The following is a 14,033-nucleotide window of genomic DNA, read 5'->3' on the forward strand; positions in this document are numbered from 1 at the left end:
CTTTGCGGTTGAACCTACCCTAGGAGCTGTTAGGCCAACCTAAACGCCTCCCCGGCGTTATCGGGGCAGAGTCGGGCCTGTTTGGCGCTTGGGCCAAATCGGGCCAAAAAAGGTGGTACCGCGGAAACGAAGGTTTTCCGTCCTTTTGCAGGACGGGAAACCTTTTTCTTTTGGATGGATACACCAAGGCAAGGAGGAGTGGAATGATGAACAACGAACGAACGATCGCGCTCATCGGCGCCGGCTCGATGGCGGAATCGCTCATCGCCGGCATGACGAAAGCGTTTTGCCATCCGGCGCACATTGTCGTCGCCAACCGACAAAACCGCGCTCGGCTCGAGGAGCTGGCGCGCCAATACGGTGTTGGCACGGCGGGTTGCGCGCAAGAAGCCGTCAAACAAGCGGATATCGTCATTTTGGCGATGAAGCCGAAAGACGTCGTCGAAGCGATGAACGCCATCGCACCGACCCTCCGCGCCCATCAGCTCATTCTTTCACTGCTCGCGGGCATCACGACCGAGACGATCGAACGGCTCGCTGGACGCAACATCCCTGTCGTGCGCGCCATGCCAAACACATCCGCCGCCGTCGGCTTATCAGCGACCGCCATCGCCGGCGGCCGCTTCGCCGCGAAAGAACATCTTGAGGTCGCCAAACAGCTGTTTGAAACGGTCGGCATCGTCGCTGTTGTGCCGGAGCGCGACTTGCATGCGGTCACCGGCCTGTCCGGGAGCGGTCCGGCGTATGTGTATTACTTGGTCGAAGCGATGGAAAAAGCGGCGGCCGACATCGGCCTTGAGCGAGATGTCGCCAAACGGCTCATTTTGCAAACGATCATCGGCGCAGCCGAGATGCTAAAAGCGTCCGACAAGCACCCATCCGTCCTGCGCCGTGAAGTCACGAGCCCAGGCGGCACGACCGAAGCCGGCATTGGCGTGCTTGAGCAATACCGGTTCCAAGAAGCGGTCATCGCCTGCATCCGAAGGGCGACGGCCCGCTCCGAAGAGCTCGGCAGCGCTCTTCTCGCTGCCATCGCCGAAGCGTAAAGAGCGGACCTCCGGAGCGCGCCGCCCCTGCACGGCGGATGGGCGGGGAAGTTTCGGCAAAACCGGGCGCAATGAACAAGGAAACAAACGAACCTTTTCATCCGGTTATGGAAGATTTTTTTGGTTTCGCATAACGGAAACTCGAATTTCGCACATGACACAACCGCATAAGCCCATCTTTACCCAAAACAGACCATGTTAACAGGGCCGCGGCTTTTCCACCGTCCGGCTCAGGCAAAACAGTCCGTTGCACTTTGTTTTTGACAGGCAGCGTGCTATCATCAGTCATGAACCACTCATTGGCCTAGAAAGGAGCTGCTTGTCATGAACACGATGCTGTTTTCGCCGTATACAATCCGCGGGCTGACGCTGAAAAACCGAATTGTCATGTCGCCGATGTGCATGTATTCGTGCGACACGAAAGACGGCGCCGTACGCACGTGGCATAAAATCCACTACCCGGCTCGCGCTGTCGGCCAAGTCGGCTTGATTATCGTTGAAGCGACCGGCGTGACGCCGCAAGGTCGCATTTCTGAACGCGACTTAGGCATTTGGAGCGATGACCATATCGCCGGGCTTCGCGAACTCGTTGGGCTTGTGAAAGAGCATGGGGCGGCCATCGGCATCCAGCTTGCCCATGCGGGGAGAAAATCGCAAGTGCCGGGAGAGATCATCGCTCCGTCAGCCGTCCCGTTTGATGATTCGTCGCCGACGCCAAAAGAAATGACGAAAGCCGACATTGAAGAAACGGTGCAAGCGTTCCAAAACGGCGCACGGCGCGCGAAGGAAGCCGGCTTTGACGTCATTGAAATCCATGCCGCCCACGGCTACCTGATTAACGAATTTTTATCGCCGCTCTCCAACCGGCGCCAAGACGAGTACGGCGGCTCTCCGGAAAACCGTTACCGTTTCTTGGGCGACGTGATTGACGCTGTCCGCGAGGTATGGGACGGGCCGCTGTTTGTGCGCATCTCAGCGTCCGACTATCACCCGGAAGGACTGACAGCGAAAGACTATGTTCCATACGCCAAGCGGATGAAAGAGCAAGGCGTCGACCTTGTTGACGTCAGTTCCGGCGCCGTCGTTCCGGCGCGCATTGACGTCTATCCGGGCTATCAAGTGCCGTTTGCCGAACTGATCCGCCGTGAAGCAGACATCCCGACCGGCGCCGTCGGCCTCATTACGTCCGGCTGGCAAGCGGAAGAAATTTTGCAAAACGGCCGCGCCGATCTCGTCTTTTTGGGGCGCGAGCTGCTACGCAACCCGTATTGGCCATACGCCGCGGCGAGAGAGCTGGGCGCAAAAATCTCGGCGCCCGTCCAATATGAGCGCGGCTGGCGGTTTTAACCGCGCGGGATCGAAAACGAGGCGAAATCAGCGGCAAGATCGGTGTTCGGAAACACCTTCCGCGCCTCGGCGACGAGCTGCAGCGCCGCCTCACCTTGGTAGCGAGAGCTGATATGGGTCAAAATAAGCCGCTTCGCCCCGGCCCGCCTCGCCACCTCGGCTGCGTCTGTGGTCGTGGAATGGAAATAGTCATGGGCCAGCCGCTGTTCCGCCGCGGCAAACGTCGCCTCGTGGACGACGACATCGGCATCGCGGGCGAGTTCAATCGCCGCTTCGCAAAAACGGGTGTCGCCGAGCACCGCGACGATCCGCCCTTTTTGCGGCGGCCCGACAAATTCGCGCCCGTCGATGACCGTGCCGTCATCCAGCACGACCGTTTTTCCTTGCTTAATTTCTTGATAAATCGGGCCGGGGCGGACGCCGAGTGCTTGCAATCGATCGACCAAGAGCGGGCCGGGCAAATCTTTTTCCACGACGCGGAAACCGTATGACGGCATGCCGTGATCGAGCCGTTTGGCGATGACGGAAAACCGTTCATCGTCAAAAATGACGCCCTCATCGATCTCCGCAATGTTCAGTTCATAGCGGAGCTTTGTCCCGCTGACGGCAAGGGCCGTTTCGACAAACGCGCGAATGCCTTTTGGGCCGAAGACCGTAAGCGGCGTCTCGCCGCTTTGAAACGAACGGCTGCCTAGCAGTCCAGGCAATCCAAACAAATGGTCGCCATGCAAGTGCGTAATAAAAATATGCTCGATGCGGCGCGGGCGAATGGCGGTATGCAAAATTTGATGCTGCGTCGCTTCGCCGCAGTCAAACAGCCATGTCGCCCCGCGTTCGCCAAGCAGCTGCAGGGCGACGGACGATACGTTGCGCTCTTTGGCCGGCACGCCGGCACCCGTACCTAAAAACAACAGTTCCAACGCGCTTCACTCCTTTTTCTCGCTCAATATGGCCTGTTGTTAGCGTACCAATGTCAAAACGGCTTTTCAACTTTCTTTTGCGCTCAAAAACGCCGGGTTGGCGCCCGGCTCTTTCATGAACATAAACGCTTTCCCGCCGGAAAGCAACAAAGTGTTTGCGTTCCGACCGGCAAACCTCTACAATGGTTTCATTGAAGAGACAAATTTGGTTAAAGCGAGGTACATACGGTGGACAACATGAATCCGAAATCGATCATCGTCATTTTCGGAGCGACGGGAGATTTGGCGAAACGGAAACTGTTTCCGTCCCTTTACCGCCTGTATGAAAAAGGGCATTTGAACGAGCAATTCGCTGTCGTCGGCGTCGCGCGCCGCCCGTTGTCGGCCGACGAGTTCCGGAACTATGTGCGCGACTCGGTCGAAACGGCGTTTCACCAAAAGCTCGCCGACGGCCGATTCACCTCCCATTTCTATTACCATCCGTTCGACGTGACGGAAGCCGAGTCGTATCAGCGCTTAAAGTCGCTCCTCGAACAGCTCGACGGCACATACAAGACCGAAGGCAACCGCATCTTTTATTTGGCGATGGCGCCGGAATTTTTCGGCACCGTCACGTCCCGCTTGCAGTCGGAAGGATTGACGGAAACGCACGGCTTTAAGCGGCTCGTCATCGAAAAGCCGTTCGGGCATGACTTGGCGAGCGCCGAGAAGCTGAATGACGAGATTCGCCGCGTCTTTTCCGAGCGGGAAATCTACCGGATCGACCATTACCTCGGCAAAGAAATGGTGCAAAACATCGAGGTCATCCGCTTTTCAAACGCCATTTTCGAGCCGCTTTGGAACAACCGGTTCATCGCCAACATTCAAATCACATCGAGCGAAACGCTCGGCGTCGAAGACCGCGGCCGCTACTACGACCATTCCGGGGCGTTGCGCGACATGGTGCAAAACCATATGCTGCAAATGGTCGCTCTGTTGGCGATGGAACCGCCGATCAAATTAACGACCGATGACATCCGCCATGAAAAAGTGAAAGTGTTGCGCGCCTTGCGCCCGATTGCGCACGATGAAGTCGACCGCTATTTCGTGCGCGGCCAATACGGGCGCGGGGTGATCCACGGCAAACACGTGCCGGCGTACCGCGAGGAGCCGAACGTCGATCCGGACTCGAACACGGAAACGTTCGTCGCTGGAAAACTTTTGATCGACAACTTCCGTTGGGCTGGCGTGCCGTTTTACATTCGCACCGGCAAACGGATGGCGGAAAAATCGACAAAAATCGTCGTCCAATTTAAAGATGTACCGATGAACTTGTATTACCGGACGAATGAGACGATCGCCCCGAACTTGCTCGTCATCCACATCCAGCCGGACGAAGGGATCACCCTTCATTTAAACGGCAAAAAAACCGGGGAATCGACGACCATAACAGCTCCATTTCAACTCGACTATTGCAACAACTGCATCGATGGGATCAACACGCCGGAAGCGTACGAAAAGCTGCTGTACGACTGCATGCGCGGCGACGCGACAAACTTCACTCATTGGGACGAAGTGGCAGCGTCATGGCAGTTTGTCGACCCAATTTCTGAGGTGTGGGCGAACACAAAAGCTTCCGACTTTCCGAACTATGCGGCTGGCTCCATGGGCCCGGCGGCCGCGGACGAGCTGCTCAAACAAGACGGCTTCCACTGGTGGCCGATCGAGCATCCGCGGCCATAACCGCGAATCGTTTGCGCCCGCCGCCCTTTTGGACAAGCGAGCGTTATCTCTCATGCAAAGGAGCGAATGAACGATGAAGGTGTATGACGTCACGGCCCCGATTTACGAGGGCATGCCCGTATATAAAAACAAACCGGAAAAACAACCGAAGCGCACCACCGTCACCAACGGCTATGTGACCGAATCGCGCATTGACATGGACGTGCACACCGGCACGCACATTGACGCCCCTCTTCATATGGTCGAAGGCGGAGCGACGTTTGAAACGATTCCATTGGACGACCTCGTCGGCCCGTGCAAGCTGTTCGATTTAACCGATGTCAACGACCGGATCACGAAAGACGACATCGCGCATCTTGACATTCAAGAAGGGGACTTCGTTCTGTTTAAAACGAAAAACTCCTTTGATGATGCATTTAACTTTGAGTTTATTTTCGTCGCCGAAGACGCGGCTCGGTATCTAGCCGACAAACGGATCCGCGGCGTCGGCATCGACGCCCTTGGCATTGAGCGAGCGCAAGAAGGCCATCCGACCCATAAAACGCTCTTTTCGGCCGGCGTCATCATCATCGAAGGGCTGCGGCTGAAAGACGTCCCCGAAGGCCGCTATTTCATGGTCGCCGCCCCACTCAAACTCGTCGGCACCGACGCCGCCCCGGCGCGCGTGTTGCTGTTGGACCGCGAGCCGTAAAAACAGCCGGTCCCCCGATGGGACCGGCTGTTTGATCATTTCAAATTGAATATTCGCCATGGCCGCCCTAAAGACTAGTAAAATGGTGGGGGCTTCCTCGCCTCTGTTTACAGCTCTTCCCCGTTCGTGCGAATGACGCGCTGGAACCAGTAGAAGCTTTTTTTCTTATAGCGCTTCAAATCGCGCAAGTTCTCGTCGTCGCGGTTGACGAAAATGACGCCGTAGCGCTTGCGCATCTCCCCTTGTGAACTTAACAGATCCGTCGCCCCCCACATCAAATAGCCGATCACCTCGACCCCTTCTTCCATAGCCATCTTCATTTGTTCGATATGGCGGCGCAAATAGTCGATCCGCTCATCATCGTCGACTGTTCCGTTCTCATTCAGCTCCTCCTCAAGCCCGATGCCGTTTTCGGTGATAAAAATCGGCATCTGGTAGCGGGCGTACACGTCTTTTAAGGCCATCCGCAACCCGATCGGATCGATCGCCCAGCCCCATTTCGTCTTTGGCAAATAGGGATTCGGTTCCAGCCCTTTGATGATCCGCTCATCCTGTTCCTGATGGCGGACGATTTGGCTTTGATAGTAGCTGAACGACAAAAAGTCGACCGTCTGCGAACGGAGCAACTCCTCATCCCCCGCTTCGAGCGGCAGGCAGATTCCTTTTTTCTCAAGCCGGTTGGTCACATAACGAGGATAGGCGCCGCGGGCGAACACATCAAAGAAGAAATCAATGAACAGCTCTTTCGCCTGCACGTTCGCCAAAGCGTCTTCCGGCCGGCATGTCGCCGGATACGTCGTCAAATACGTCACCATCCCGCCGATCTTCGCCTCGGGAGCGATTTCGCGCAGCGCCTTCACCGCTTTCGCGTGGGCGATGAACACATTATGACAGACGCGGTAGGCAAACGCTTCCGGATCTTCGTCTTCCGGCCCAATCGCCCCCCATAAATGCGGTTGTTCGAGCACTAAATTTTGTTCGTTGAACGTCAGCCAATAGTTCACTTTCCCGCGGTAACGCGCAAATACGGTGCGCGCGTACCGCTCAAACAAGTCGACGACTTTCCTTGATGCGAAGCCGTTGTATTTTCTCGCCAAAGCCAGCGGCAAATCAAAATGGTACAGCGTAATGACCGGCTCGATGCCGTTCGCCCTCAATTCATCAAACACAGCGTCATAAAACGCCAACCCCGCCTCATTCGGCTCCCCTTCCCCGTCCGGAAAAATGCGCGTCCAAGCGATGCTCGTCCGGTAGGCGGTAAAGCCGAGCTCCTTGAACAACGCGATGTCTTCTTTGTAGCGATGGTAAAAATCGACCGCCACTTTCCAGTCGGAATGCCCTTTTGGAATCGGGCGCGCATCCACGATCGACAGCCCTTTGCCGCCTTCGTTCCACGCCCCTTCCGTCTGGAACGACGTCACCGCCCCGCCCCATAAAAAGTCGTCGGGGATGATCGATTTACGCTGTTGTGACATGGAAAGACCCTCCTATCTGTGAACAGACGTGTTTAAGTGATTGAACGCCTTGGAAAATTCACCTTTGGGCATCATCCTCATGATGACATATTTGCTTCTTTATAAAACGAGACGGGCGGAGGTACGAGCCCGTCTAGACGTTGTGAAAACTGTTTCATGCGCTTTGGAGAACCAACGCTCCCAGCAATGGCAATTTTATTGAGACAGTTTTTGCTTAATCAAATAATGGTTCGTAGCCACTTTTCGATACGTGAAGATCATTCCATCATCTCCAGCCGTTGCGAGCAACGCTTCAGATGACAAATCGGCGATTTTCGTTCCTGTTGCCCGGTTATAAATGGCACGGCTGGTGATGATATATTGACGGCTCGCCGCCCGAAGCGGCTCCGGAAATTCAGCGGCCACCAATGCGCCGGGCTGGGCTGGATTGATGCGCGCCTTTCCGTAAAAAATCTCCCCGCCGTTCATAAAAAAGGCATCATCCCCTCCAAGGAAGGACAATAGTTGCGAAACATGCCAATCGGAAAGCCGCACCGCATACAGATCATAATCCGATGTTCCTTCCTGTCCGACATACAATACATTTTGTTTTTCGTCATACCCAATCAACGGATTGATGAATACCTTTGGGATTCGCCATTGTTTTTTCGTCTTCATATCATAAACGGCAATCGATCCCGTCAACGTGCGGCTATTGTCCGTGAAGAAAATTTTCCCGTCCCCGATCGCCAATGAACGCGGAGCAGCGATCAGCGGCACCGTTCCAAGAAACCGCATTGTTTTGGCGTCGTAAATCGCCATTTTCGTCGCTCCCGATAGCGCAACATACACCTTGCCGCCATCAATTTTTACATCCGTCGGCTGCGGTCCGGGATGAATTTCTTTCACCATTTTCATGTCGCTGGCGCGAATGACAAACAGTTTGCTGTCTTCGGCGGACAACACATACAACCATCCGGTCGACGAATCATAAGCCAAATGGGAAATGGGGACATTGGTGAAAGCATAATGGGACGATCGAACATAATAGCTCTCATCGGCCGGCAATGGATATTTATAAATTCGATTTTCCCCTTCTTTGATCAAATACAAATTGTACTTTGCATCCATCAACGCATAGTTCGTCGGGAATGGAAGCGCGTTTATCTTAGCAGAGGTGTAACGGTCATACACCGCCTTATTTGTCACCACGTAGGCCCCTTGAACATCTAAAACGGGGCCGTTATAACAGTCGTGCACCATGTTGATATTTCCGGCATCAATGCGCCTTCCCGCAAAAAACACATCGCTTCCGTCAACGATGAGCGGATGGATGGGCGCGCTGCCTCTCGGCCCTTGATACGAAACTCGCTTCACCACCTTCAAATCGGACAGGCGCAATACCGCTAAATCAGGAATGGAAACATTGCGGCCGATGAAGGCCAGACCTCGCTTCTCATCGAAAAACAACGTATTTTCCTCTGAAAAAACGGAAAAAAAGTTAGGATCAGCAATCAGCCGGCTTGTTTGGCGTTTCGCCGCCAAATCCCACATGTACATCTCATACGTCGTCTTCCCGCGCCCGTACTGCTTTCCGAAAGTTACGATTTTGTTGCCTAATAGGCCAAACGGCAATCCGTTATACGGGGCTCGTTGAATCAGCCGTTTTGTTTTGACGTCAAAAACGTCTATCGATGTTTCAGACGGCACATACAGCTTCCCGTCCCGCAAAAGAAGAGTGACCGACCGCTGGGCATATTTCCGCCATAAAGCGCTGTATGCCCGCAGAGAAACGGGTTCCTGCTTTTTGATCGACAATGTGCTCGCTTCAATAAATAATAACATCCCCTTTTCCGTGAGCGCATAAATATACCCATTTTGATCATCCATGACCCAATCGAGCACGCGCCCAGGAAGCTGTTGCGTACGCGGTCCGGCCGCTTCCGCTTTAGCGGAAGGAAACACATGGAAAAGACAGATAAACAAGAAGAGACAAAATAAAAAACCTTTCCTAAATGTTGTTCCCATTCCAATCCCCCGTCAAACAATGATTTCTAATTCCTTCCTTATACATTCCTTGCGCATAGCATAGCTCAAACAATCGAGCACCGACATTTGACCATTCCTTATCCATCCTCAATATCCATGATAGCCCACCGTTGATCATCACTTCAAGCTCTTTTTGCCATACGCCCCCTGTTCGGCCGCATGCACCAACTGCCGCCGATCACGAACAGCGGCCATCGCTTTGCTGTGTAATGCATTTTCATGCTTTCCCTTTTGAACCTCCTTTCCCCCGAACGGTGAAACAAATATAATGAAAACGGAACTCCCAATAGAAACAAGTGGGGTGAGGCAAAATTGAACATTTTGCTCATTGAAGATGATGTGACGTTGTTTCAAGAAATCAAAGCACGTTTGGAACAATGGTCGTACAATGTTTGCGGCATCCGCGATTTCGGTCGTGTGATGGAAGAGTTTTCTGCTTGCAAGCCGCACTTGGTGATCATCGACATCCAGCTGCCGAAATTTGACGGGTTCCACTGGTGCCGCCAGATTCGTGCTCATTCGAACGTCCCGATTTTGTTCTTATCATCGCGCGACCACCCGACTGATATGGTCATGTCGATGCAGCTTGGAGCTGATGATTACATCCAAAAGCCGTTTCATTTCGATGTGCTGATCGCCAAAATCCAAGCGCTGCTCCGCCGCGTGTACAACTACAATGCCGGACCCGTTCAGCTGCAAACATGGTGCGGGGCAACGGTCGACTATGAAAAAAGCACAGTCTCAAATGAACACGGAACGGTGGAGCTGACGAAAAACGAGCTGTTGATTTTGAAACATTTATTGGCCAAGAAAAACCAGATCGTTGCTCGGACGGAGCTGATCAAACGGTTATGGGAAGACGAACGGTTTGTCAGCGACAACACGCTGACCGTCAACGTCAACCGCCTACGAAAAAAACTGGACGAACTCGGCTTGGGCCGCTTCATTGAAACGAAAGTTGGGCAAGGCTATATGGCTACGGAAGAAGGGAGCCACTGATGATCAAAGATTATTTGTGGGAACGAAAAAGCTGGATGGCCCTCTTTCTCTTTCTAGAGCTGTTCATCCTGTTTGTCGCTTATCTGGATCCGACGATTCCGCTCTCCTCCGTCCTTTACATCGTCTTTTTAACGACTATCATCTTTGTTGTCTTTGTCATCATCCGTTGGAAAAAAGAAACGGCATTTTATCAACGTTTGCAAGAGTGGGAGCGCCGCCTCGATCCCATCTCTGCCCTGCGGGCGGCAAGCCCGCTGGAGAAGATCGTCGAACGCGTCCTCGCCAGCCAAACGGACCAATGGAAACAGGAACTGAAAGAACACCTCACCACGTTGGAACAAGAGAAAGATGAACTGTTGTCATGGATTCATGAAATGAAAACGCCGCTGACGGCCATGCGGCTCATCATCGAACGGGTCGGGGACGAAAACACGAAAGCGCAACTCTTGTACGAATGGCTGCGCATTCATCTGCTTCTTGATCAGCAACTTCATCAACGACGGCTTCCACACATGGAAAACGACTTATATATCGAACAAGTCGAGCTTGAGCCGCTTCTCATCAATGAGATTAAACCGCTGCAATCGTGGTGTATGCAAAAAGGCATCGGCTTTGACCTTCAATTGGACGTCCGCTCCGTCCTGAGCGATGCCAAATGGCTTTCTTTTATCATCCGGCAAATCATCACGAATGCGGTGAAATACAGCGAGTCATCTGACATTGTCGTGAAAAGCTTTATGAAAAACGGCCATGCCCGCTTGCAAATTCAAGATTTCGGCTTGGGCATTGATCCAAAGGACTTGCCGCGCATTTTCGAGAAAGGATTCACCTCCACCACCGAACACCAAAATGAAGCGGCGACGGGGATGGGGCTGTATTTGGCGAAAAAAGCCGCCAAACCGCTTCTTCTTGACTTTCATGTCGAATCCACGCCCGGGCGCGGAACGACATTTACGATCATATTTCCGCAAGAAAATGACATCATCCGCACGCACCGCATGTGACGATTTTGTCACACGCGGTTTCGTTTTGTTCGGCCAAACGCAGGAAAAAAATAATCTCATTGCTTATGATAGAAACGAAGGAGGGAAAATGAGATGATCATATTGGAAGCAACCAACATCCACAAAACGTACGGAACGAAAAAGAATCTACAAGAAGTGCTCAAAGGCATCGATCTGCGTGTGGAGAAGGGGGAATTTCTCGCGATCATGGGGCCTTCCGGATCAGGGAAAACGACGCTCCTCAACGTTCTTTCCTCAATCGACCGAGTGAGCGAGGGCGCTATTTTCATCGAAGGAAACAACGTCGTCGCCATGAAAGACCGAGAGCTGGCAGAATTTCGCAAACGCCATGTCGGCTTCATCTTTCAAGAGTATCATTTGCTTGACACGCTGACGGTGAAGGAGAACGTCCTTTTGCCTTTATCGATTACGAAAACGCCCAAGCGAGAAGCGGAAAAGAAATTTGCAGAATTGGCGGCTGAACTTGGCATTACTGACATCCAAAACCACTATCCGAGCGAAATTTCTGGTGGGCAAAAACAGCGCGCTGCGGCGGCGCGGGCGTTCATCCATGAACCGAGCATCATTTTTGCCGATGAGCCGACGGGCGCACTCGATTCAAAATCGGCTTCCGATTTATTGCACAAGCTGCAACAACTTAATAAAAAACGGAAGACGACAATCATCATGGTCACCCACGATCCGGTCGCCGCCAGTTTCTCAGGACGTGTCGTTTTTATCAAAGACGGACAATTGTATACGCAACTGTATAAAGGAACGGAAACGCGGCAGCAATTTTTCCAAGCCATTATGCAAACGCAAGGCGTGCTGGGCGGTGTTCGGCCATGAGCATGAAGCAACTCCTGTTCCGCAACTTGAAACAAAACATCCAACATTATTATTTGTACGTGTTTGCCTTGATGTTTGCTTCCGCCTTGTATTTCGCGTTCGTGACATTGCAGTACGATCCATCGCTTGATGCCATCAAAGGGGGAGTGAAAGGCGCGGCGGCCGTCCGCACAGGCGCGGTGCTTCTTATCGTGATTGTCGCCGTCTTTCTTTTGTACGCCAACGCCCTGTTTATCAAGCGTCGGAGCCATGAGATCGCTCTTTTGCAGTTGATCGGCATGACGAAACGAAACATCTTTTTGATGCTGGCGGCCGAAAACGTCATTCTTTATTACGGCACACTGATCATCGGCATATTGGTAGGATTTGCCGCTTCCAAGCTGTTGATGATGATTTTGTTTAAAATCATCGATATTCCACTAGCGGCATCTCTTTCCTTTTCTGGACGAGCACTAGTGCAAACGTTGATTGTGTTCAGCGTGATTGATGTCCTCATGATGGGGATGAACCGCTTGTTTCTCAAAAAACAGACGATTTTATCCTTGTTCCGCACTACATCCACAACCGAAGCAAAACACGTATCCGTATGGAACATGGTCGTGGGGATGGTGGGGATCATCCTCATCGCCAGCGGCTATGGTATATCGACGAAATTGTTTAGCAGCGACTGGAAGAGCGTGCAAGGATTATTCATGGACATGGCGTTCATCTTAGGCGCTGTCATCATCGGCACCTATTTGTTTTTCAAAGGAACGATCAGCTTTCTGTTCCACCTATGGCGAAAACAAAAAGGCGGCTATTTGTCGATCAACGCCGTGCTATCGGGATCGTCGCTCATGTTTCGCATGAAATCGAACGCGTTGCTGCTGACGATCATCACGACCGTGTCGGCCATCGCGATCGGGTTGATTTCGTTAAGCTATATTTCCTACTATTCCGCCGAACGATCCGCGCAAAACTATGTCGCCGCCGATTTCGCGTTTACGGACAAAAAAGATGCCGCCCGTTTTACGGCGGCGCTGCGATCTCATGATATTCGCTATCGGGAAACGATGATCGATGTCATCGAAGCACCGACTGATATTTCGATGATTTTGGACATCGCTGATCAAAGCCGGCTCCAGTTTCAGCCGTCCGCCGCGCCGTTATCGGTGATCAGCGACACAAGTACAGGCCGCATCGATGTCAAGCCTGGGGAAGCGCTGCTGACGGGATATCAGGACATACTCCGTCAATTCTTGCCGTTTAAAGAAACGGGAACGATTCGCTTAGAAGAAAACGGCCGCATGGTCCCACTTCATTACCTTGGGATGAAAAAAGACTATTACGTCAACTATCATTTCACGTACGGCATGCCGACCGTCATCGTCGACCAAACGATGTTTGATCGTTTGCAAAAAGAAACCGATCCACAAAAGAAAAAGGTGCATATCGGAATTCATCTGACTGACGAAACAAATATTGAACGGGCTGATCAGTTGTTTCAACGCATGGAGTTTTCCTCCATCGCCGATTCGCGCCTGATGATGAGCCGCCACCAAAAGCAAACGTTCGGATTGATCATGTTTGTCGTCACCTTTTTAGGACTCGCCTTTTTGGTCACATCCGGCTGCATTCTTTACTTCAAGCAAATGGGCGCCGGCGAAGAAGAGCGGCCGAATTACACCATTTTGCGCAAACTGGGATTCACCGAAAAAGACTTGCTCGGGGGCATTCGGCGGAAACAGCTGTTCTACTTTGGCATTCCGTTGTTGCTGGGATTGTCCCATAGCTATTTCGCCGTCCGCTCCGGCTGGTTCTTTTTCGGCACCGAACTGTGGATGCCGATGTTGACGGTGATGGCGATTTACACGGTCTGCTATTCGCTGTTTGGCGTGTTGTCCGTTCGTTATTACAAAAAGCTAATTCGCGAGGCGCTTTAAAACGATGCAGCGAGTGAGGGAAGAACCAAA

The 14,033-nt window shown here is 52.7% G+C and carries 11 protein-coding genes; 8 read left to right on the forward strand and 3 right to left on the reverse strand.

The window, feature by feature from the left end:
- Positions 1–206 precede the first annotated feature (206 nt).
- Together proI and namA are read left to right on the forward strand one after the other, a co-directional pair.
- Positions 207–1,046, forward strand: a complete 840-nt coding sequence (proI, locus tag ACR1UW_RS12650; protein ID WP_160270704.1) for a pyrroline-5-carboxylate reductase ProI — start codon at positions 207–209, stop codon at positions 1,044–1,046.
- Between the two features lie 324 nt (positions 1,047–1,370).
- Positions 1,371–2,393, forward strand: coding sequence for an NADPH dehydrogenase NamA (gene namA, locus ACR1UW_RS12655; RefSeq protein ID WP_095859610.1), 1,023 nt, complete (start codon positions 1,371–1,373; stop codon positions 2,391–2,393).
- On the opposite strand, the gene rnz is transcribed toward namA, so the two are convergent.
- Positions 2,390–3,313, reverse strand: coding sequence for a ribonuclease Z (gene rnz, locus ACR1UW_RS12660; RefSeq protein WP_096224948.1), 924 nt, complete (start codon positions 3,311–3,313; stop codon positions 2,390–2,392). The genes namA and rnz overlap by 4 nt on opposite strands.
- A 228-nt stretch (positions 3,314–3,541) precedes the next feature.
- Between rnz and zwf the strand changes: the two genes are divergently transcribed.
- On the forward strand, positions 3,542–5,035 hold the full coding sequence (zwf, locus tag ACR1UW_RS12665) for a glucose-6-phosphate dehydrogenase (RefSeq protein WP_237420540.1): 1,494 nt from the start codon (positions 3,542–3,544) through the stop codon (positions 5,033–5,035).
- Positions 5,036–5,108: 73 nt separating this feature from the next.
- Entirely contained in the window at positions 5,109–5,726 is a 618-nt protein-coding gene (locus tag ACR1UW_RS12670; protein WP_100659133.1) for a cyclase family protein, read from the forward strand.
- A gap of 107 nt (positions 5,727–5,833) precedes the next feature.
- Here the strand turns inward: ACR1UW_RS12670 and ACR1UW_RS12675 are convergent, their stop codons facing one another.
- Both ACR1UW_RS12675 and ACR1UW_RS12680 read right to left on the reverse strand, forming a co-directional pair.
- Positions 5,834–7,201, reverse strand: coding sequence for a glycoside hydrolase family 1 protein (locus ACR1UW_RS12675; protein ID WP_237420542.1), 1,368 nt, complete (start codon positions 7,199–7,201; stop codon positions 5,834–5,836).
- A 195-nt stretch (positions 7,202–7,396) separates the two neighbouring features.
- Positions 7,397–9,025: a YncE family protein gene (locus tag ACR1UW_RS12680; protein WP_498933581.1), complete on the reverse strand. Its 1,629-nt coding sequence runs from the start codon at positions 9,023–9,025 to the stop codon at positions 7,397–7,399.
- A gap of 516 nt (positions 9,026–9,541) precedes the next feature.
- On the opposite strand from ACR1UW_RS12680, the gene ACR1UW_RS12685 reads away from it, so the two are divergent.
- The 4 genes from ACR1UW_RS12685 to ACR1UW_RS12700 all read left to right on the forward strand — a co-directional run bounded on the left by ACR1UW_RS12685 (position 9,542) and on the right by ACR1UW_RS12700 (position 14,003).
- Entirely contained in the window at positions 9,542–10,228 is a 687-nt protein-coding gene (locus ACR1UW_RS12685) for a response regulator transcription factor (protein ID WP_044745323.1), read from the forward strand.
- Positions 10,228–11,232 (forward strand): sensor histidine kinase, encoded by a 1,005-nt coding sequence (locus tag ACR1UW_RS12690; protein ID WP_498933583.1) that lies wholly within the window; start codon positions 10,228–10,230, stop codon positions 11,230–11,232. Before ACR1UW_RS12685 ends, ACR1UW_RS12690 begins: the two co-directional genes overlap by 1 nt.
- A 93-nt stretch (positions 11,233–11,325) precedes the next feature.
- The gene (locus ACR1UW_RS12695; RefSeq protein ID WP_095859618.1) at positions 11,326–12,081 is read left to right on the forward strand and encodes an ABC transporter ATP-binding protein; all 756 of its coding nucleotides are present in this window, start codon (positions 11,326–11,328) and stop codon (positions 12,079–12,081) included.
- A complete protein-coding gene (locus ACR1UW_RS12700) occupies positions 12,078–14,003 on the forward strand; it encodes an FtsX-like permease family protein (RefSeq protein ID WP_498933586.1) in 1,926 nt (641 codons plus the stop codon). The genes ACR1UW_RS12695 and ACR1UW_RS12700 overlap by 4 nt, the downstream gene beginning before the upstream one ends.
- The last annotated feature ends 30 nt before the right edge of the window (positions 14,004–14,033 follow it).

The organism is Geobacillus lituanicus (genome assembly GCF_050994965.1).
GTDB classification, from domain to species: Bacteria; Bacillota; Bacilli; order Bacillales; family Anoxybacillaceae; genus Geobacillus; species Geobacillus stearothermophilus.